Annotated in this window: 20 protein-coding genes; 10 read left to right on the plus strand and 10 right to left on the minus strand. The window is 43.2% G+C overall.

Annotated features, from left to right (window positions below; translation table 11 throughout):
• Window positions 1-45: 45 nt before the first annotated feature.
• The gene (locus tag PAP_RS08520; protein ID WP_048165607.1) at window positions 46-648 is read left to right on the plus strand and encodes a TRASH domain-containing protein; all 603 of its coding nucleotides are present in this window, start codon (window positions 46-48) and stop codon (window positions 646-648) included.
• Here the strand turns inward: PAP_RS08520 and PAP_RS08525 are convergent.
• Genes PAP_RS08525 through PAP_RS08535 form a run of 3 tightly spaced genes read right to left on the minus strand, consistent with a single transcriptional unit; the run spans window position 610 to window position 2,135 of the window.
• Window positions 610-1,353, minus strand: a complete 744-nt coding sequence (locus PAP_RS08525) for a cytochrome C biogenesis protein (protein ID WP_236626983.1) — start codon at window positions 1,351-1,353, stop codon at window positions 610-612. The two genes, PAP_RS08520 and PAP_RS08525, sit on opposite strands and share 39 nt — an antisense overlap.
• A 28-nt stretch (window positions 1,354-1,381) precedes the next feature.
• Window positions 1,382-1,735 carry a hypothetical protein gene (locus PAP_RS08530; RefSeq protein ID WP_015849974.1) on the minus strand — a complete coding sequence of 118 codons (354 nt, stop codon included), beginning with the start codon at window positions 1,733-1,735 and terminating at the stop codon, window positions 1,382-1,384.
• A 43-nt stretch (window positions 1,736-1,778) separates the two neighbouring features.
• Complete coding sequence (locus PAP_RS08535) at window positions 1,779-2,135, minus strand: hypothetical protein (RefSeq protein ID WP_048165608.1); 357 nt, start codon at window positions 2,133-2,135, stop codon at window positions 1,779-1,781.
• A gap of 153 nt (window positions 2,136-2,288) precedes the next feature.
• Here PAP_RS08535 and PAP_RS08540 point away from each other — a divergent pair, with 153 nt between their 5' ends.
• The 7 genes from PAP_RS08540 to PAP_RS08570 all read left to right on the plus strand — a co-directional run bounded on the left by PAP_RS08540 (window position 2,289) and on the right by PAP_RS08570 (window position 8,744).
• Window positions 2,289-2,936, plus strand: a complete 648-nt coding sequence (locus PAP_RS08540) for a class I SAM-dependent methyltransferase (protein ID WP_048165609.1) — start codon at window positions 2,289-2,291, stop codon at window positions 2,934-2,936.
• On the plus strand, window positions 2,908-4,029 hold the full coding sequence (locus tag PAP_RS08545; protein WP_048165610.1) for an ABC transporter permease: 1,122 nt from the start codon (window positions 2,908-2,910) through the stop codon (window positions 4,027-4,029). Before PAP_RS08540 ends, PAP_RS08545 begins: the two co-directional genes overlap by 29 nt.
• Window positions 4,022-4,810: an ABC transporter ATP-binding protein gene (locus tag PAP_RS08550; protein WP_048165611.1), complete on the plus strand. Its 789-nt coding sequence runs from the start codon at window positions 4,022-4,024 to the stop codon at window positions 4,808-4,810. The genes PAP_RS08545 and PAP_RS08550 overlap by 8 nt, the downstream gene beginning before the upstream one ends.
• A 9-nt stretch (window positions 4,811-4,819) precedes the next feature.
• Window positions 4,820-5,464, plus strand: a complete 645-nt coding sequence (locus PAP_RS10125) for a cytochrome b5-like heme/steroid binding domain-containing protein (RefSeq protein ID WP_052649132.1) — start codon at window positions 4,820-4,822, stop codon at window positions 5,462-5,464.
• Between the two features lie 228 nt (window positions 5,465-5,692).
• Window positions 5,693-6,862: a PLP-dependent cysteine synthase family protein gene (locus tag PAP_RS08560; RefSeq protein ID WP_048165612.1), complete on the plus strand. Its 1,170-nt coding sequence runs from the start codon at window positions 5,693-5,695 to the stop codon at window positions 6,860-6,862.
• The gene (locus tag PAP_RS08565) at window positions 6,859-8,016 is read left to right on the plus strand and encodes a cystathionine gamma-synthase (protein WP_048165613.1); all 1,158 of its coding nucleotides are present in this window, start codon (window positions 6,859-6,861) and stop codon (window positions 8,014-8,016) included. The genes PAP_RS08560 and PAP_RS08565 overlap by 4 nt, the downstream gene beginning before the upstream one ends.
• Complete coding sequence (locus tag PAP_RS08570) at window positions 8,013-8,744, plus strand: class I SAM-dependent methyltransferase (protein WP_048165614.1); 732 nt, start codon at window positions 8,013-8,015, stop codon at window positions 8,742-8,744. Before PAP_RS08565 ends, PAP_RS08570 begins: the two co-directional genes overlap by 4 nt.
• Here PAP_RS08570 and PAP_RS08575 read toward each other — a convergent pair.
• Both PAP_RS08575 and PAP_RS08580 read right to left on the minus strand, forming a co-directional pair.
• Complete coding sequence (locus PAP_RS08575; RefSeq protein ID WP_048165615.1) at window positions 8,741-9,295, minus strand: SRPBCC family protein; 555 nt, start codon at window positions 9,293-9,295, stop codon at window positions 8,741-8,743. The genes PAP_RS08570 and PAP_RS08575 overlap by 4 nt on opposite strands.
• Window positions 9,296-9,394: 99 nt before the next feature.
• The gene (locus PAP_RS08580; RefSeq protein ID WP_084177552.1) at window positions 9,395-9,700 is read right to left on the minus strand and encodes an SHOCT domain-containing protein; all 306 of its coding nucleotides are present in this window, start codon (window positions 9,698-9,700) and stop codon (window positions 9,395-9,397) included.
• Between the two features lie 174 nt (window positions 9,701-9,874).
• Between PAP_RS08580 and PAP_RS08585 the strand changes: the two genes are divergently transcribed.
• Together PAP_RS08585 and PAP_RS08590 are read left to right on the plus strand one after the other, a co-directional pair.
• Window positions 9,875-10,666: a sulfide-dependent adenosine diphosphate thiazole synthase gene (locus PAP_RS08585; RefSeq protein WP_048165616.1), complete on the plus strand. Its 792-nt coding sequence runs from the start codon at window positions 9,875-9,877 to the stop codon at window positions 10,664-10,666.
• Window positions 10,667-10,671: 5 nt separating this feature from the next.
• Entirely contained in the window at window positions 10,672-11,325 is a 654-nt protein-coding gene (locus PAP_RS08590) for a DUF6775 family putative metallopeptidase (protein WP_048165617.1), read from the plus strand.
• A gap of 14 nt (window positions 11,326-11,339) precedes the next feature.
• Here the strand turns inward: PAP_RS08590 and PAP_RS08595 are convergent, their stop codons facing one another.
• From PAP_RS08595 to PAP_RS08615, 5 genes are all read right to left on the minus strand, one after another.
• Window positions 11,340-13,475 carry a heavy metal translocating P-type ATPase gene (locus tag PAP_RS08595; protein WP_236626984.1) on the minus strand — a complete coding sequence of 712 codons (2,136 nt, stop codon included), beginning with the start codon at window positions 13,473-13,475 and terminating at the stop codon, window positions 11,340-11,342.
• 103 nt (window positions 13,476-13,578) lie between these two features.
• Window positions 13,579-14,145, minus strand: a complete 567-nt coding sequence (locus PAP_RS08600; RefSeq protein WP_048165618.1) for a hypothetical protein — start codon at window positions 14,143-14,145, stop codon at window positions 13,579-13,581.
• The gene (locus PAP_RS08605) at window positions 14,138-14,959 is read right to left on the minus strand and encodes a Stp1/IreP family PP2C-type Ser/Thr phosphatase (RefSeq protein ID WP_236626985.1); all 822 of its coding nucleotides are present in this window, start codon (window positions 14,957-14,959) and stop codon (window positions 14,138-14,140) included. Before PAP_RS08605 ends, PAP_RS08600 begins: the two co-directional genes overlap by 8 nt.
• Window positions 14,935-16,116, minus strand: coding sequence for an ATP-binding protein (locus PAP_RS08610; RefSeq protein ID WP_048165619.1), 1,182 nt, complete (start codon window positions 16,114-16,116; stop codon window positions 14,935-14,937). Before PAP_RS08610 ends, PAP_RS08605 begins: the two co-directional genes overlap by 25 nt.
• 2 nt (window positions 16,117-16,118) lie before the next feature.
• The gene (locus PAP_RS08615) at window positions 16,119-17,813 is read right to left on the minus strand and encodes a serine/threonine-protein kinase (RefSeq protein WP_236626986.1); all 1,695 of its coding nucleotides are present in this window, start codon (window positions 17,811-17,813) and stop codon (window positions 16,119-16,121) included.
• Window positions 17,814-17,912: the final 99 nt, after the last annotated feature.

The following is a 17,912-nucleotide window of genomic DNA, read 5'->3' on the forward strand; positions in this document are numbered from 1 at the left end:
AATTTTTATAGTTTGAAAATCCAATGGACATATGGAGGGATTCAAATGGTAAAGCTCGATGATATCGACCTAAAGCTAATCTACTTATTGAGAGATAACTCACGGCTCAGCATCTCAGAGCTAGCAGAGCTTTTGGGAATAAGCAGGCCAACTGTAAAATCAAGGATAGAGAAGTTGGAGAAAGAAAGAATAATTAGAGGATACACCATAAAAATCTCCCCAGAGCTTGAGAGAGCAGAAAATGTAGTGATAATGATTATAAAAACCGAAACTCCTGAGAACCTCGAAGAGTTTAATGAGATTATTGAGATTAACAAGTTCACGAGCAAAAAATATGTCATAAAAGTTGCCGTTAAGGATATGGAGCAGCTAAGACAAGTTATTGAAGGAGCTGGATTCGAGGTAATTGAGATAATGCCCGTACTCGAAATGAGAGAAAAGGAAAGACCTATTAAAATAAGGGTTCCATTTAAATGCGACTACTGCGGAAAGGAAATCGTTGAAGAGCCAATAGTTTACAAATACCGCAACAGGGTTTATTTCTTCTGCTGTGAAACTTGCTTCAGAGAGTTCAAAAAAACGAGGGAAAACATAGAGAAGTTCAAACTGTCAGAGAAGCAAGAGGTAGAGCACGCTCACGAGCACTAAAACAACACCCATTGCCAGCTCTCCCCGTCCACTCATTTTTGAAAGCTTATTGACTGCTCCGCCAAGCTTAGCATATTTATTCCCATAGTGAAAGCCTAAAGTCACTAAAGCCAGAGGAAGGACGGATATCCCAACAAATATGCCTAAAAGGGCAGCTCTAATACTAAAGGAGAACCCATCAGATAACAGGGATGTCACTAAGAGATATGAAGGTAGAACACATGAGAGGGAGAGAAATGACATTACACCTCCAACTAAGAAAGCACTTGCTGGTGAAGTAGCCTTTTCAAGAATCCTGTTGCTTTTTTCTCTTAGTGGATTGCTTGTAGATATCTTTACGTATCCGAGGGAAGAGAGTATCTTATACAGTCCTACCGCAATTCCAAAAGCCACAACAAAATATCTTAAGAACAAAAATCTTCCGTGGAGGTTCATCAAAGCAGAGGCTATAACACTGTATCCAAGAAAAGCACCTGCTGTAAATGAAAATCCAACTTTGAGAACTCTATTTTCATCAACTAGGGCTATCATTGAGAGAAGGAATACTATCATCAGGAAGATGGATGGTCTCAATGCATTTAAGATTCCAAGAGCTATCACTGAAAGTGCCGTCAAACCTGTAAACTCCGTGAACTCAGAGATAGGCTCAGCGAGAGCATTTTTAGCCATCAGACTGAACAAGAGTGGAGTAAAGGCCTTTTTCATTATTATCACCTAATTTTGTGATGAGCAATCAATGCTCCATTGAAGGCCTGCTTGTACGGATGATTTTCACTGTTGAATTGTTTTTCATAGATATATTAACGTTATCCCCTTTGGAAAGGCATGGTACCTCTATGGGATGTGTGTAGCGCACCTTCAAAATCTCCCCATTAGCATTGATTATTGCAGTACAGGTGAGCTTTGTATAATCATTATTTGGTATGCAGTCTGTATCTGCCAAAACCAGCGCTTTTTGGACATTAAGGACTTTACCTTCTACTAAATAACCAGTAAAAACATCTCCTTCCTTAGGAGTTAAAGAAAAATAGTATGATAAAAATAGCAAAAACAGAAGTAAAACTCCAAAAAAGAGGGACTTCCTCATAATATCAGCCCCTTAAAAACATAAATGAAAAGGATTATGGAATTCATTCATTCTCTTCCTCTTCTTCAATTCCCATAGCCCTCTCGCAGTATTCGTGCATCTCTTTCCAGTCTTCGCCCATGTACTTCTCCATTATAGGCTCCATCTCTTCTTCCATTTCCTCATGCATTTCAGCAAAGTCCCCGCTCTCCATGTACTTCTCCATTTCCTCGTGCATGTCTTCATCCATCATGCCGTAGCCCATCATACCCATTCCATGCCCTGTACCCATCATTGGGCCAAAGCCTCTCCAAAAGCCCCCGTTTTCATCACTACCAAATGATCCTGAATGTGCTAGACCGTATGGAATTGCTATGAGTGCTCCAATTATAAACCCTATTAACAGAGATTTCCACTCCATTTACATCACCTTTTTTGTTGTTTTCATAGTACACTATAAGTCAAATGCTAATAGGCTTATTATTTGCAACATGAGAACTAATTGTGAAGCAATTTACCAAAGTGTAAGGATAAATCTAATTGAAAGTTTGCATAACTATAAAATGTGAGGAAAATGGCTGGTGCTGCTAAAAAATATGATAGGTTTTCAAAAATTTACGACCTCTTCGAGAGCCCAATGGAAATGAGGGCTTTTTCAAAATACAGAAAGAAAGCGTTGAGCTTAGCTAAGGGCAAAGTTCTTGAAATAGGTATTGGGACAGGGAAGAATTTGCCCTACTATCCCAAGGATGTTGAGGTAGTTGGCATAGACTTCAGCAAAGGGATGCTCGAAAAAGCCGAAAAGAGGAGAAAAGAGCTCGGTTTAAAAAATGTTAAGCTTCTCCTTATGGATGCTCAAAATATGGAATTTGAGGACAACACTTTTGACACTGTTGTGAGCACTTTTGTGTTCTGTACAGTCCCAGATCCTATTAAAGGGTTGAAAGAAGCGTATAGAGTTTTAAAACCTGGAGGGAAGGCGATATTTTTAGAGCATATGAAAAGTGAATCAAGGCTTTTGAACATTCCTCTTTACATCATGGATCCGATAATGAGAACACTGGTGGGCACTTCAATGCTCAGAGAAACCCAGAAGAACATCGAAAAAGCTGGCTTTAGGATAGAGAAGGTCGAGAATTTATTCTTTGATATTGTGAGACTCATAATTGCTACAAAGCCTTCAGGTGATTGCGATGATAGCGAGGAAAAACCTATTTCATGATAAGGGGAGGGTCGTGATAAGTGTAGGCGGAGTCGCCCTCTCCGTAACGCTGGTTATAATACTCCTTGGAGTGTACTATGGAATGACGACCCTCGGCACGAACTACATCGTGCACACAAACGCCGACCTCTGGGTAGGGCAGGAAGGGATCCACGACCTCTGGCATACCTATTCCCTTCTCCCAAGAGGACTTGCTGATGAACTTAAAGGTGTGGATGGCGTCAAGAGTGTCCACGAACTCATAGGGAGAGCAGTTCAGATAGAAGTCCCCGAGACAGGAGGTAAAAAGACCGTGTACATAGTGGGCTTCGACCCGGCGAGCGGGGTCGGTGGTCCCTGGGACATCATGAAGGGCAGCAGGGAGATAAAAAATGGAGAAGCCATCGTTGACCATGTCTTCTTTGTCAGGAACAATTTAAAGCTCGGCGACACAATTAAGGTGGGAGACAAGGAGCTTAAGATAGTCGGGGTTTCAAAGGGGACGTTTGCGGTTGTTTACCCATATATTTTTGTTACCACCGAAGATGCCGCGGAGATATTTGGAACGTCCCAGTATGTGAACTACTATCTGGTGGAGCTCTCGGGGGACAGAGCAGCGGACGAGGTGGTAAAGGACATCACGGATAGGCTGAAGAAGAAAGGAGTACCTGTGGAGATACTGACGAAGGAGAAGTTCATACAGAACCATAAAGATGTGATAAACGAGAGCTTCAACTCCATACTCTTCCCGCTGGTGTTCATAGGCTTTATAATTGGAGCGGCGGTCATAGGGCTCACACTATACACGATGACCATGGAGAAAATGAGGGAATACGCGATACTGAAGGCAATTGGGGCACAGAATAAATTTTTGAGGAAGATCGTCTTCCAGCAGGCGGTTATGATAACCTTCCTCGGATTTGCCGTGGGTATAGGGCTCTCCCTGCTTGCGACTACCTTCGTCCCGAGGTTTGCCCCAGAGTTCTTTGTGGAGATGAACTCTGCCACGGTTGGAATAACCTTCGCCGCCGTCGTTGGTATGGGGCTTCTCGCACCGCTAATTCCCATAAGGAGGCTCAACAAAGTTGACCCGGTGGTGGTCTTCAATGCCTGAAATTTTAATTAAAGCCGCCAATTTGACGAAAATCTATGGCTCGGGGAGGACAACGGTTAAAGCGGTGGACAACGTTTCATTAACCCTAAGAAGAGGGGAAGTCGTTCTGCTCATGGGTCCTTCGGGTTCCGGAAAAACGACCCTCTTAACTCTGCTGAGCGGACTTTTAAGGCCCACCTCCGGAAGCATAAGGATATATTCGTCATTCCATGCATCACGTAAGGTGTTTCAGTTCCCGATTTCGGCACATGGATGGCTCGAGCTGACCGAATTGAGCCAGGATGAGCTCGCAAAGCTCAGGCTGGAAAAGATGGGCTTCATATTCCAGCACTTCAATTTGCTGTCCTCACTGACGGCGCTGGAGAACGTCATGGTGCCCCTCTTAATCAAGGGAGTGAATAAGAAGGAAGCCAAGGAAAGGGCAAAGCGTCTGCTCGTTGAACTTGGGTTGGAGGACAGATTGAACAGCAAACCGGAGAAGCTTTCGGGAGGGGAGCAACAAAGAGTTTCCATCGCGAGGGCACTTATAACAGATCCGGACATCATAATAGCGGACGAGCCGACGGCAAACCTAGACTCCACGAACGGAAGGGAGGTAATAGAACTAATCCACGACAGGGCAAAGAGAGATGGCAAAGGGGTCATAATAGCCACACATGATCCAAGGATAGTTGACTTTGCTGACAGAATACTCTACATGGAGGATGGAAAGATATACGAGAAGGACAACTCACAGGCTAAGAAACTGCTGCTGTTCACAAAGGAAAAGCCAAAGGAATGAGGTGCGTTTATGCAGAGGGAACACAGGGCACTGGTAATATCAGGGGAGCTTTTGATTTTTGTTACTCTACTTACTCTCTTGTCAGGATTTTTCACGACCAAGAACTTTTTAGTGGGCAAATGGATAAGCTATTCCTCTGCCTACAGAATTCACACAATTATACTCCCAATAATCTTTATTCCCCTCCTTTACGTCCATTCCCTTGCCGGCATTTTGATAGCTATCGAGAGAGTGAGAGCTTTGAACAAGGGCACAATAAGGAAAACCATAGTGGTAATCTGGACGCTCATATTTATGGGGTTGCTAGTACTTTACCTTGCTCAACCTGAATCAATAAGCTCTGAAAATAACAGCGGAAGTATTTTAGCTCAGACTGCAGCTTCTCCCAGCATAGATGCCGAAAAAGAGGGAATAATCTTAACTCTCGAAGAGGTGTCAAAACATAACCAATCAAATGACTGCTGGATCATTGTAGAAAACAAAATTTACAACGTAACAAGCTTTCTAAATATTCATCCTGGAGGGGAAGATGCCATAATTCCCTACTGTGGAACAAATGCGACCGAGGTATTTTTCAGCAAACACGATCAAGGAGCTTATGAAACATTACAACAATACTACATCGGGAGAATTGGAGACATAATTAAAAGATAATGCCTAACATTCTCTTTCTCTAATTTTTTGAGAGTTTGAGTTTTGAATTTAGGTTATAGCACTTTAATCAGACAAAAGTTCATAATAACAACAAAATGTTAAAAACCTTTTATTTTAAACCTTTTGTTAAAACAAAGCCGAATTATTTTCGATTTTTCAAAAAGCAGCTTTGCCACAACCGAAAGATATATATGCATTTTTATTCATCTTTGAGTAGGTGAGGGCTAAATGGTAGAAAATTACACAGAATTGGGTATTTATGAAGACATAGTAAAAGTCATTGGAAAGACGCCGTTAGTGAGGCTCAAAAAAATAGAGCGATATTTTAGCATTGAAAGTGAGCTCTACGCCAAAATAGAGTTTTTCAACCCTGGGGGAAGCATAAAGGACAGAATAGGTAAGTACATGATTGAAGGTGCCAAAAAAGAGGGGAAGATAACTGAAGGTGCTGTTATAGTTGAGCCCACCTCAGGCAACACTGGAGTTGGCTTAGCTTTAGTTGCTGCAGATGAAGGCTACAAGACAGTATTCACGATGCCGGACAAGATGAGCATTGAGAAGGAGCTTCTTCTTGAAGCTTTGGGTGCTTTTGTGATCAGAACTCCCACAGCTGTTGCCCCAAGTGATCCCAACTCATACTACAAAGTGGCTGAGGCTGTGAGGAATCTCATCTGGAAAAAGAAGAGACCAGTGAGCAGGGAAGAGCTTAAAGAGATAGTTAATTATGTGCAAAGGCTTGTTGATGAAGAGAGGCTTGATGAGCTTAGGAGTATTCTTGAGGAAGAAGTTGAGGAAACACCCTATGCGTATATTCCAAATCAGTACTTTAACAAGTACAACCCAATAGCCCACTATGAAACAACTGCTAAAGAAATTTGGGAGCAGACTAAGGGAGAGATAGACTATCTTTTCGCAGGAATAGGCACTGGCGGAACTATAACTGGAATTGGACGCTATTTAAAGGAAAGGAAAGACGTCAAGATAATAGGCGTTGATCCAGTTGGCTCAATATACAATCTCGTGAAGAAGGGAATGAGTCTAGAGGAGGCTGTGAAAAAAGCTCATCCTTATTTAGTGGAAGGAATAGGAGAAGATTTGCTCCCAGAGACCGTTGATTTGAGCCTAGTTGATGATATAGTTGTTGTCAATGATCAGGAAGCTTTTGCAATGACACGCTTCTTGGCAAGAAAAGAAGGAATTTTAGTTGGAGGTTCTTCAGGAGCGGCGTTATATGGAACAATAAAATATCTCAAAGAGAACGAAGTAAAAGGAAAGAAAGTCGTTATAATATTCCCAGACACTGGAAGGAACTACCTAACAAAGATATTCAACAATAAATGGCTTCTTGAGAACGGTTTTGAGACTGATGATGAAAAAGTTCTGGAGGGATTGAGATGAGGTTTTCAACTAAAGCTATCCACGTTGGTGAAGATCCAATGGAGATGCAGCATGGGGATGTGGTTTCCCCAATCCACCTCTCAACCACTTTCGCAAAGAAAAGCATGAAGGAAGTTGAGGAAGGCTATGTTTACTCAAGGAGCGGCAACCCCACGAGGGATAACCTTGAGAAAAAATTAGCGGCACTTGAAAACGCTAAGTATGGGTTGGCTTTTTCTTCGGGGTTAGCGGCTGAATCTACAATACTCCTGGCTTTACTAAAGAAAGGAGATCATGTCGTAGCTTTCGACGATCTCTACGGTGGCACTAAGAGGCTGTTCAATCAAGTTATGGAGCGCTTTGGGATTGAGTTTACTTACGTGGATGCGAGAGAGCCTGAGAATGTTGGAAGTGCAATAAAAGAGAACACAAAGATGATTTGGCTCGAAACACCAACAAATCCCCTCTTAAAGCTTGCTGACATCAAGGCAATATCTGAGATTGCTCATGAGAGGAATTTAATCGTGGTTGTGGACAACACATTTGCGAGTCCCTACTTCCAAAATCCCCTTGACTTAGGTGCTGACATAGTTCTCCACAGCGTCACTAAATACCTAGGAGGTCACTCCGACGTTGTCGGAGGAGCCGTGATGGTAAATGACAATGATATCTATGAAAAGCTAAAGTTCCATCAAAACGCAGTCGGTGCAATTTTGTCACCCTTTGACTCCTGGCTCGTTATGAGAGGCATTAAAACGCTTGCTGTTAGGATGGAGAGGCACGAGAAGAACGCTATGAGGATTGCGAAGTATTTAGAGGAACATCCATTAGTTGAGAGGGTTTACTATCCGGGCTTGCCTTCACATCCACAGCACGAGCTCGCAAGGAGGCAGATGCACGGCTTCGGAGGAATGCTCTCATTCGAGCTTAAAGGAGGGTTGAAAGAGGCAGTAAAGTTCGTAGAGAGCTTGGAGATTTTTGCACTGGCTGAAAGCTTGGGAGGAGTGGAATCACTAATTGAGCTCCCGGCAATCATGACCCACGCATCGGTTCCGAAGGAGGAGAGGGAGAAAGTTGGCATAAAAGACTCCCTTATCAGAGTTTCAGTTGGAATAGAAGACGTTGAGGACTTGATTGAAGACTTGGAAAAAGGCTTCAGGGGGATAAAGCAATGATACCGAGCATCAGTGAGGTTAAAGAATTCTTGAAAAAGCTCGGCTTCGATGAGAGCTCAGCTAATGGGCTTATAGAGCAGATAGAATACTTTGAAGGAGAAGCACCCCAGAGGGACGACATTGTGAGGGACTACCTTAGGGAGGAGTGCATAGAGACAATAGTTGACGACATAGTTGAAGAAATCCTAAAGCTAAACAAGGAAAGCATTAAGCTTCTTGACGTCGCAGCTGGCTCAGGGTTCTTCACGGAGAAAGTCAAGAGAAAGCTTGAGGAGAGAGGAGTCAAAGCAGATGTGTATGCCTTGGATATAACGCCAAGCATGCTGAAAAGGCTTAATGAAAAAGGAATAACACCCATTTGGGGAGTTGCCGAGAAAATTAGGGAATCCATTGAGATTGCCAATAAACACTACGGCATAAATGTTCCAAAAGAATTCGACGTCGTGCTCTCCACTCTGGCGTTCCACCACTTTCTGAAGCCTGAGAGAGTACTAAAAAGCATGAAGAGCGTTTTAAAAGAAAGCGGTAAGGTGATAATAGTTGACGTCCTCAAACACGAACATGAGGAGCTCAAAGAAACTTTGAAGGACACTCACCTTGGGTTTTCACTGGAAGAAATAAAAGAGATGGGCTCAAAGATATTCAAGGAAGTGAAAGCCAGCTATATGGATGTGTACTGTGAAGTCGGCGACATCATAGTCGGCCTTTATAAGGCAGTGTTTGCTTAACTAGAGCTCTTTTTTTCTGCCACTTCTTTTAGCTTTAAGTGAGCTTTTAAAAGCCTCTTTTTGATGATGCGCTCTGCTATGAAGAAGTTCAAGATTCTCCCTAGAAAACCATAGCGAAGGGAGTAATATACGCTCTCAATACTTAAGGTCATACCATCTGCAGGAATGAAGTAGTGTTCATACCGCAATTTCTTTAAAAATGTGTCCTCTTCCAGCATCTCCCCGGAATAGAAGTAGTTTTCTTTAAAGTCAACAATCCGGTATTTTACCCACTTTTCTGCCCCTTTTTCACGGGTGTAGTATATTAGCCCTTTCTTCAATTTCCCGTCATTTTCAGATTTAAACTCATACTTCGGCCAGAACAGCATGTGATTGTTGATGTTGGATACGAGAGAAAAAACTTCCTCCACTCTCGCGTCAATAATCACTGCTATCTTGACACAATGAGAGAAACCCCGCGGTGGTTTACACTCTAAAAACTCAACCTGCATATTTTTAAGTCTCTTAACAATTGCACGAATCTCCTGCTGGTTGTATCTTTTCGAGTTCATTTCCCACCGCCTTCATCCATCGAGCGGATTCGTCTATATTCTTGTAAAATTAGAGGAATAACTTAAAAAATGTAAAAATATGCAAACAAATGGAAGGGACTAACCTTCTAGAAGCTTCCTCTTTCTTCTCTCGTATTCTTCGTCATCTATTTCTCCCCTTGCATACTTCTCGTCAAGTATCTCAAGCGCTCGATTTTTTGATGTCTTTGTAGTTCCAGTTGAGCTCTGCTCGATTATCCACTTAATGAACCATACTACTCCAACTATTATCGCAACCCAGAATAAGAGCATGAATATTGCTCCGAAAATTCCAAAGTAGCCAAATCCCATCATATCATGCCACCCCCATTCAAATTCTCCACTGTGGACTAAAAATCCCCCAGCGTTAATATTTCCAAACATCATTTTATTCTCCTCATAGTTCTTATGTGTAAAAGATTATAGGGTTTATTATTACCAAGATCAAAAATTTCTTTGAAGGATTTTCTCAGAACGCAAAAGAGTCGTTCCATTAATTATGATGTTTTGCAGGGGCAATGTTTAAAATTAAGTTATTAAAATTAATAACTTGGTGATAGCATGACTGCAAAGATATTGGCAAAGGTTAGTGAAAAAGACGTAACCTCAGCTATAGTCGATACTTTCTACGGTATGCTTAAAGAATACACAGAGTCAGATGTTATAATCGTAGGCGCAGGGCCTAGTGGATTAACCGCCGCTAAAGAGCTTGCAAAAGCAGGTAAAAAGGTCTTGGTTATAGAAAGGAACAACTATCTTGGAGGAGGCTTTTGGATCGGAGGATTCTTAATGAACAAGATAACTGTAAGAGCACCAGCACAAGAAGTGTTAGAAGAACTTGGTGTTCCATATGTGAAGTATACGGAAGGGCTTTACGTTGCAGATGGTCCTCATGCATGTTCAAAGCTCATTGGAGCAGCATGTGACGCGGGAGTGAAGTTCCTCAACATGACGAGCTTTGATGATGTTGTTATAAGAGATGGGAAAGTTGCAGGTGTTGTGGTTAACTGGACTCCAGTTCAAGCTTTGCCAAGACAAATAACCTGTGTTGACCCGATAGCTCTTGAGTCAAAGATTGTAATAGACGCTACCGGACATGATGCCTTTGTTGCCAAGAAGCTCGAAGAGAAAGGGCTCCTGAAGACGAGAGGACACGGCTCGATGTGGGTTGAGGAGAGCGAAGACGCGGTTATAAATCACACGAGTGAAGTTTATCCAGGACTTATAGTTACGGGAATGGCAGTTTCTACAGTTTTTGGGCTTCCAAGAATGGGACCAACCTTTGGAGGAATGCTCTTAAGCGGAAAGAGAGCTGCTGAAGTGGCTTTAGAGAAGCTCAAAGAACTGGAGTGATCCTAATGAAGATTTACATTGAAGATTCCCTTTGGGACTCCTTTTCATTTTTTGAGGAGATTAGGAAGTTTTTCAAGTTCTCTGTAGAATTTAGTCCCTATAAATTTAGAGATCCCTATTTTCTAGCTTACATACGGGTTAGAAATCCAAATAAGAAGGAATTTTACGAACCCTTTCCGGTTGAAGTCGAGAATGAAAAGAAGGGTCTCATAAAAGGGGTTATCTATGATGGCGTGGAACTGCTGAAATATTTCTCTCGAGATGTTGATATCTCTGAGCCGACAGTTTTGATAACGAACAGGCTCATAGCCACATTTGGAGAAGATGGGCGATATCATCTTAGAATGATTGTAATGGGACCTGCAGCGATAATTTCGCTTAAGGGAGTACTCTATGCTCCAGCAAAGTTCCCTCAATATTATATGATGCATTCATTTGGATTTGATGAGAAAATCGATGTAAAGGTTGACAAAGTGTTGAAAATGCTCCTTCTTCAGTTCTATGCTTATTTTAAGCATGAAGAGATCTTTTGTGAGAATAGGGAATGCATGCTCCACAATTGCCATACAACAGAGGAGATAAAGAAAGTGAAAGGGTTGTGTGAAAAACATAAGGAAATGCTTGGAGACGTCGTAAATCTGAGTGCTTTAACAGTTTAAAAAAAGAAAAAAGATCAAACTTTCAAAAACTTCGCGTTTATAGCAACTATAACTGTGCTCATGCTCATCAGCAAAGCACCTACTGCTGGGCTTAATAGTATTCCATAGTTGTAAAGCGCCCCTGCAGCTAAAGGAATTGCAAATGTGTTGTAGCCTGTTGCCCATGCCAAATTCTGCACCATTTTTCCATAGGTTGCCCTTGCAAGATGTATTGCCGTTATGACGTCTCTCGGGTCGTTCTTTACTAGGATTATATCGGCACTCTCTATTGCCACATCAGTTCCTGCTCCAATTGCTACCCCAACGTCCGCTTGAATCAAAGCAGGAGCATCGTTTATTCCGTCTCCAACCATTGCCACGATGAAGCCTTTTTCTTGAAGCTCCTTAACTTTCTCCGACTTTTGATGGGGCAAGACTTCTGCAAAGTAGCCATCTAAGCCAAGCTCCTCGGCAACCCACTTTGCAACTTTAGCGTTGTCTCCTGTGAGCATGTAGGCTTTAATTCCCATCTCATGGAGCCTCTTTATAGCTTCTCTCGATTCTGGTCTTATCTTATCAGCTAAAGCTAAAGCACCAGCTAGCTTTCCATCGATAACTAAAAATACTACTGTCTTTCCTTGCTCCAAGACCTTATTAACACGCTCATCCTCTTTCCAGAGTCCGTTTTCCTTAAGAAAGCCAGGACTTACGACGAGAACCTCTTTGCCGTTAATAACTCCCTGAACACCTTTGCCAGGTAGTACTTTAGATTGTTCAACCTCATAGAGCTCAAGTCCAAGTTCCTTTGCTTTTTCCACTATCCCCTGTGCTATTGGATGTGATGAATGTCCCTCAAGGGCAGCTGCATATTTTAAAATCTCATTGTCTTCAAGTTCATCCAATGGAATTATATCCGTTACCTCAAACTTTCCTTCGGTCAAAGTTCCAGTCTTGTCAAAGACAACCACCTGAACATCTTTTGCCCTCTCAAAGGCTTCTCTGTTCCTAATTAGTATTCCCTTTCTCGCTGATATTGATGTTGAGACTGAGACCACTAAAGGAACAGCCAATCCCAAAGCGTGGGGGCATGTAATTACCATCACGGTGACCATTCTCTCGAGAGCGAACACAAAGGGCTTTCCTAAGTAGAGCCAAGTCCCTAAAGTTGCGCTTCCAGCAGTGATTGCAATGAGTGTGAGCCAAAAAGCTGCCCTGTTGGCTAAGTCTTGAGTTCTCGACCTCGTCTCTTGAGCCTGTCTTACAAGCTCGACGACCTGCATGAGATAGGTATCCTTACCCGTCTTCTCAATCCTTACTTTAATCGAGCCTTCTAAGTTTATTGAGCCGCCGATAACAATGTCACCTGGTTTCTTATAGACGGGCTTTGACTCACCGGTGAGCATTGCCTCGTTTACGCTCGTTTCGCCCTCAATTATGATGCCGTCAGAGGGTATCTTCTCGCCGGGCTTGACCAAAACTATATCTCCCTTCTTGAGCTCGCTCACTGGAACGTCTTTTATTCCCTCAGGAGTTATTAGGTGAGCATCAGTTGGCATGAGCTTTATTAGCTCCTCCAAAGCCCTCGAAGCACCGAGAACAGAGCGCATCTCTATGTAGTGACCTAAAAGCATGATGTCAATAAGCGTTGCAAGCTCCCAGTAGAAGGTCTTTCCGGGCAACCCAAAGGTCACAGCAACGCTGTAGAAGAACGCCACTGTGATTGCCAAAGCTATTAGTGTCATCATTCCCGGAGTTCTTTTCTTAAGTTCATCTTTCATCCCCGTTAGGAACGGCTTTCCGCCGTAGAAGTAGACCACTGTCGATAGCGCAAAGAGAACGTATCTATCGCCTGTGAACGTGAATGTGAAACCAAGGAACTTTTGAATTAGTGGAGAAAGGAGCAATATTGGAATTGTAAGTATAGCAGAAACTATAAATCTCTTCTTAAAGTCCTCCATCATCATTTTATGGTGCTCTGCATGCGAATGCTTGTGCTCGCCATGATCTTTATGTTCCATGTGTTCATGCTCTTTTCCCATTTCATGCCCTTCATGTTCCATATGTTCATGCATTTTGTGCTCTTCATGTTTGTGCATTTCCATCTCTTCATGTTCTTCATGGGTGTGCTTATTGTGCACCTTTTTTTCATCTTCCATATCAACCACCATCATTAATTTCTAACTAACAAAAGATATTTAACCATTTTTCATACAAAATGGAAAATCCAAGCCGGACAGATGCACAAGAAATAAAGAGAAAAGTTGAGCTGATCCCCTATTCTCTCATCATGTTTTCTATTTCTTTCAATCTTTTTCCGGGTTCGAGTTCTCTTTCAGCCGAAGATATCATAAGACCCTCTGCGGCTTCTATTGTCTCAACATCAAAGTTTCCAGTCAAAATACTCTCACTAGTCAAGTCTATCATGGTGTTAAGGGCTTCCTCAATGTTCTCAACCTTCCCCATCGCCTTCTCAAACTCTACCTGAATTTTCGCGACATCCTCTGCACCCGGTCCTTCCGCTATGCTCCGAACAACATCCTTGCTGAACTGGATGAAATTGGCTGAAACTTTAACAAGCTCCCTTTGGATCTCAGCCTCTTCCATCAAAAGGAGCAAACGCTTTGCCTGTCTTATTCTCTGTTCTAAGGCGAGGTACTTTACAGCGCTTCTCTTAAGAAGGGCTTCATCCCCAAGCTTTGCCGCTTCTTTTCCCTGGAGGAAAATTTTCTGTTTTAAATTCTCGAGATTGTTTATATACTGCTTGAGAGCCATCTTGGCTTTCCTCATCCTAACCTTCCGCTCAATCTCTTTCTCCTCTTTAGACTTCCAAAACCTAACCATCTAAACCACCCTCTCGAAACACTACAACAGTTACATTGTCCTTCGTAGCTTTGAGCGCCTCTCCAATCAACCTTTCTGCAATATCTTTCGGATCGCCATTTGATGCAATTTCTGCAATTCTATCCTCCTCAATATAGTCATGCAGCCCATCCGAGCTTAACAGTAGAACATCACCTTTCTCAAGCTTCCATTCGTAGAAATCAACGCCAAAGTCAATGCCAAGAGACTTCGTTATGACGTTCCTCATTGGGTGATGTTTGGCTTCTTCCTCCGTAATTGTTCCATTATCAAGTAGTTCTTGCACAAGAGAGTGATCCTTTGTTCTTTCAATTATCCTTCCATCACGTATTAGGTAAGCCCTGCTGTCACCAGTATTTGCAATTATTGCTTTGTTTCTCCTAACAAAAGCGGCCACAAGAGTCGTCCCCATACCTTCCCTTTCTCCAACGGCATTCTTCATTATGTGGTCATGAGCAAGTTTGTAAGCTTTCTCAAGGAGGGCTTTAACTTCTTCCTTACTCATTCTCTCTTTGTATTCATCCTTAAGGACCTTTTTTAGGGTTTCAACAGCGATTTTTGAAGCAATCTCGCCAGCGTTATGACCGCCGAGGCCGTCGGCTACCGCGAAGAGATAAGCATCGGGGAGTTTGAGGAGGAGCATATTATCCTCATTGTTCTCTCGCCCTCCAACGTGGGAGATACCGCAGGCTTTCCCATCAATCTCGGTAGCTGTCTCCCATTCGCGCGCCCTGCTTACGACGTTGAGCAGCTTTCGAACAAATTGGACACTCATCCCCCGAACTCCTCCGCCCACTTCTCATACCTCTCGATATCCCTCCTAGTCAGAGGGCTCTTAATCTTCTTGAACGCTTCCTCAAAATCCCTCATCTCCAAGGGTCTCGTCCTTAGAGACCTTTTGTTGAGCTCATGAAACGGCAAATTAGCCAGTTTGTACAGGTCCCTGTTCTCTTCTCTAATCATGTTCCATATCGCCTCTTGGCATAAGTTCCTAATATCCCTTCCCGAGTACAGTCGTCTAACGCTCTCTTCAGCAATTGCATCCAAATCGAGCTTAGAAATATCCAAACCCTTAGTATTGATCTTTATAATCTCCCTCGTGGCCTTCTTATCTGGTAATGGAACATAAATCCTCTTTGGAAAACGCGAGAGAACGGCCTCATCCAAGTCCCACGGAGTGTTTGTTGCAGCCAACGTCAGCACGAGCACATCACTTCCCTTGTCGTAAAAACCCTCCAATTCAGTTAAAAGCGTTGAAAGCATTCTTCTCGAGGCCTCACTTGTATCGTTGGAGCGTTTTGTGGTTAAAGCATCAATCTCATCAATGAAGACTATGCTTGGAGCGTTTTTGCGAGCAACATCATAAATGGCTGTGATTATCTTGCTTGACTCTCCGAAGTATTTGCTCAGGACGTTAGATGCCTTAACATTGAAGAAGGTGGCGTTTAAGCTTCCCGCCGCCGCTGAAGCTAAGAGTGTCTTGCCCGTTCCAGGAGGACCGAAGAGAAGGATACCCTTCCAAGGTTGGATTGCTTTGGGCCTTTGTAAGGCCGAGATCACTATCGTCTCCATCATCAGGACTTTTACTTCATCTAAACCACCGATGTCGCCCCAAGTGACGTTAGACTTTGCTATTAGATTCCTAGCGTACTCTTTAAACTGATCCTCCTCATCTTCATCCTGTTGGGTTCTTTTTCCTTCAGCGCTTACCACAGCTTTCTTACCATACTCTCCTTTCTCAATTTGTTCGGCCACTTTCTCCCACTTTTTTGCCTTCTTGAGGTAAAATTCACTGTTATAGGGCACGTGCTTTGCAAGCTCCCTCAACAGGGAAGCACACTTCAGCGCTTTTTTTCTTGCGGTTTCTAAGTCATTTTGAGAGAGAGCCCTATCGAATTCCTTTTTCGTTTTTTCAAATTCATTTAATAATGGGCCTGATAAATCCACGGGCATTTTCAAGCCTCCTTAAAGCCAAGCTTTATTTTGTGAACGATGATCTCGGCCTTTTCAATAAGCTCGGGTGGAATGTCCAAGTTGTTCTCCAACCGGAGCTTGAGCTGTTCTTTCAGCTTTGAGAGTTCTTCTTTAACGTCCCCTTTAGCGTAGTGGGTAAGGTCTTCCGCATATTTGATACTGTTAACTGAATCCCCGAGCTTTAGATAGAGTAGGAACAGCTCACCAGCGTAGTATGCACTTCTCGAGAAGTCCCTAACCGAGATACTCTTGTTAAGGTTCTCCTTATAGTTAAAGCCCAAAATCTTTGCCAAATCTTGTTGAAGCTCTTCAATGGACCGATAGCGTTTGTCTTTTTCCTTTTGGAGGCACTTCAATATAATTGGCTCCAGTACCTTCGCATCGGGGTTGATCTGGCTTGGGAGAATAACTTCCTCCAACGTGATCTTCGAGGCAATCTCCACGAAGTCCTCTCCCAAAAATGGGGGTCTTCCTGTAACCAGCTCATATAAAACAGCCCCCACCTGCCAAACGTCCGTTCTTTCGTCGGTGGTTCCGAATTTTCCGCTTATCTGTTCCGGAGCAGCATAGAGAGGAGTGAAGCTAACCGCTAAGGTAGTCTTGCTGTCCTTCAGTAACTTGCTCAGTCCCCAGTCGCTGATCTTTGCTTTTCCATTTTTGAGAAGGATGTTGGATGGTTTTAGATCCCTATGCACTATGCCCTTAGAGTGGGCATATTTAAGCCCTTCACAAACATCGAAAATTATCTTTGTGGCTTTTTCAATGCTCACGGGCTTCTCAACTTTAGCCAAGCTCGTCTCGCAGTACTCCATTTCCAAATAAGGAACCGGGAAGATATTGTAATCATAGAGCTCAACGATGTTTGGATGAGTTAGGAGCGACCAGTTCCTGACCTCCTTTAAAAATGCCTTTCCTCCTTCTTCCGTCAGACTGATGGGAACCTTAATAGCGACCACGGTCCCATCCATTTTCTCCGCCCTGTAAACTCTCGCAAAGCCTCCCTCTCCAATGGGCTCAGCCTTCCGGTATCTGGAGAAGAGGGCCTCCAGCAGGGAAGATGATCCGTGATGGGCTGGAGTCGGGACTTCCGCAGGTGCTTCTTTCCTTTCAGGCCTTTCAAACACATTGGTGGTTACTTTCACCTTTGCACTCACGAGACCGGAGCGGACGATGACCTTAGCATTGACCTTTCCGCTCTTTCTCGGAACGATTTTAACAGTTCGAGAAACGTATTCGCCGGGCCTGATGTTCTGGAAGTAGAGCCTCGTCGGGCTGATGTCAAAGTACTTCCCGAGGTTTTCAAGGTCAACCTCGACGTTTATCATTCCAAGGGTTCCGTTCCTGAACCCGACAGTCATGTAACTCTCTTCGCCGGCGTGGAGCTTTTTGGGTATATCAACTATGAGGGACTTTCTAAGGATGTCTTTCATGTCCTCTCTCGGTGCCCGTGGCGGCTGGGGCGGAATTTGTCTTGGCGGATACCTGCGTTTGTACTTATACGTTGACTTGAACGCGTCTTTGAGCAGATGCCTTATGAAGTGCCCGAACCACGCTAAGACTATTATAAAAACTATGAAACTGCTTGACCTGCCAAAGATGAACGATACAAACAGCACTACAAGGAACAGCTTCACCAGACTTTCGACTATGTCATCGTCCATGAACCAGTGACCCATGTGCAACTCCTATCCCTCCACTTCCTCTAATTCTTACCACTTCGCACATCTGTTAATTCTTTTTAGTATCACTCTGCAGTTTTCTTGGGCAATACTTTT

Source organism: Palaeococcus pacificus DY20341 (genome assembly GCF_000725425.1).
GTDB classification, from domain to species: Archaea; Methanobacteriota_B; Thermococci; order Thermococcales; family Thermococcaceae; genus Palaeococcus; species Palaeococcus pacificus.

Bases quoted from the DNA above. Each gene is read 5' to 3' on its own strand.
- PAP_RS08525 (WP_236626983.1), bottom strand. From the start codon at position 1,353: ATGAAAAAGGCCTTTACTCCACTCTTGTTCAGTCTGATGGCTAAAAAT.
- PAP_RS08615 (WP_236626986.1), bottom strand. From the start codon at position 17,813: ATGGGTCACTGGTTCATGGACGATGACATAGTCGAAAGTCTGGTGAAG.
- PAP_RS08595 (WP_236626984.1), bottom strand. From the start codon at position 13,475: ATGATGGTGGTTGATATGGAAGATGAAAAAAAGGTGCACAATAAGCAC.
- PAP_RS08590 (WP_048165617.1), top strand. From the start codon at position 10,672: ATGAAGATTTACATTGAAGATTCCCTTTGGGACTCCTTTTCATTTTTT.
- PAP_RS08540 (WP_048165609.1), top strand. From the start codon at position 2,289: ATGGCTGGTGCTGCTAAAAAATATGATAGGTTTTCAAAAATTTACGAC.
- PAP_RS08530 (WP_015849974.1), bottom strand. From the start codon at position 1,735: ATGAGGAAGTCCCTCTTTTTTGGAGTTTTACTTCTGTTTTTGCTATTT.
- PAP_RS08600 (WP_048165618.1), bottom strand. From the start codon at position 14,145: ATGGTTAGGTTTTGGAAGTCTAAAGAGGAGAAAGAGATTGAGCGGAAG.
- PAP_RS08570 (WP_048165614.1), top strand. From the start codon at position 8,013: ATGATACCGAGCATCAGTGAGGTTAAAGAATTCTTGAAAAAGCTCGGC.
- PAP_RS08565 (WP_048165613.1), top strand. From the start codon at position 6,859: ATGAGGTTTTCAACTAAAGCTATCCACGTTGGTGAAGATCCAATGGAG.
- PAP_RS08535 (WP_048165608.1), bottom strand. From the start codon at position 2,135: ATGGAGTGGAAATCTCTGTTAATAGGGTTTATAATTGGAGCACTCATA.
- PAP_RS08580 (WP_084177552.1), bottom strand. From the start codon at position 9,700: ATGATGTTTGGAAATATTAACGCTGGGGGATTTTTAGTCCACAGTGGA.
- PAP_RS08610 (WP_048165619.1), bottom strand. From the start codon at position 16,116: ATGCCCGTGGATTTATCAGGCCCATTATTAAATGAATTTGAAAAAACG.
- PAP_RS08575 (WP_048165615.1), bottom strand. From the start codon at position 9,295: ATGAACTCGAAAAGATACAACCAGCAGGAGATTCGTGCAATTGTTAAG.
- PAP_RS08560 (WP_048165612.1), top strand. From the start codon at position 5,693: ATGGTAGAAAATTACACAGAATTGGGTATTTATGAAGACATAGTAAAA.
- PAP_RS10125 (WP_052649132.1), top strand. From the start codon at position 4,820: ATGCAGAGGGAACACAGGGCACTGGTAATATCAGGGGAGCTTTTGATT.
- PAP_RS08520 (WP_048165607.1), top strand. From the start codon at position 46: ATGGTAAAGCTCGATGATATCGACCTAAAGCTAATCTACTTATTGAGA.
- PAP_RS08545 (WP_048165610.1), top strand. From the start codon at position 2,908: ATGATAGCGAGGAAAAACCTATTTCATGATAAGGGGAGGGTCGTGATA.
- PAP_RS08585 (WP_048165616.1), top strand. From the start codon at position 9,875: ATGACTGCAAAGATATTGGCAAAGGTTAGTGAAAAAGACGTAACCTCA.
- PAP_RS08550 (WP_048165611.1), top strand. From the start codon at position 4,022: ATGCCTGAAATTTTAATTAAAGCCGCCAATTTGACGAAAATCTATGGC.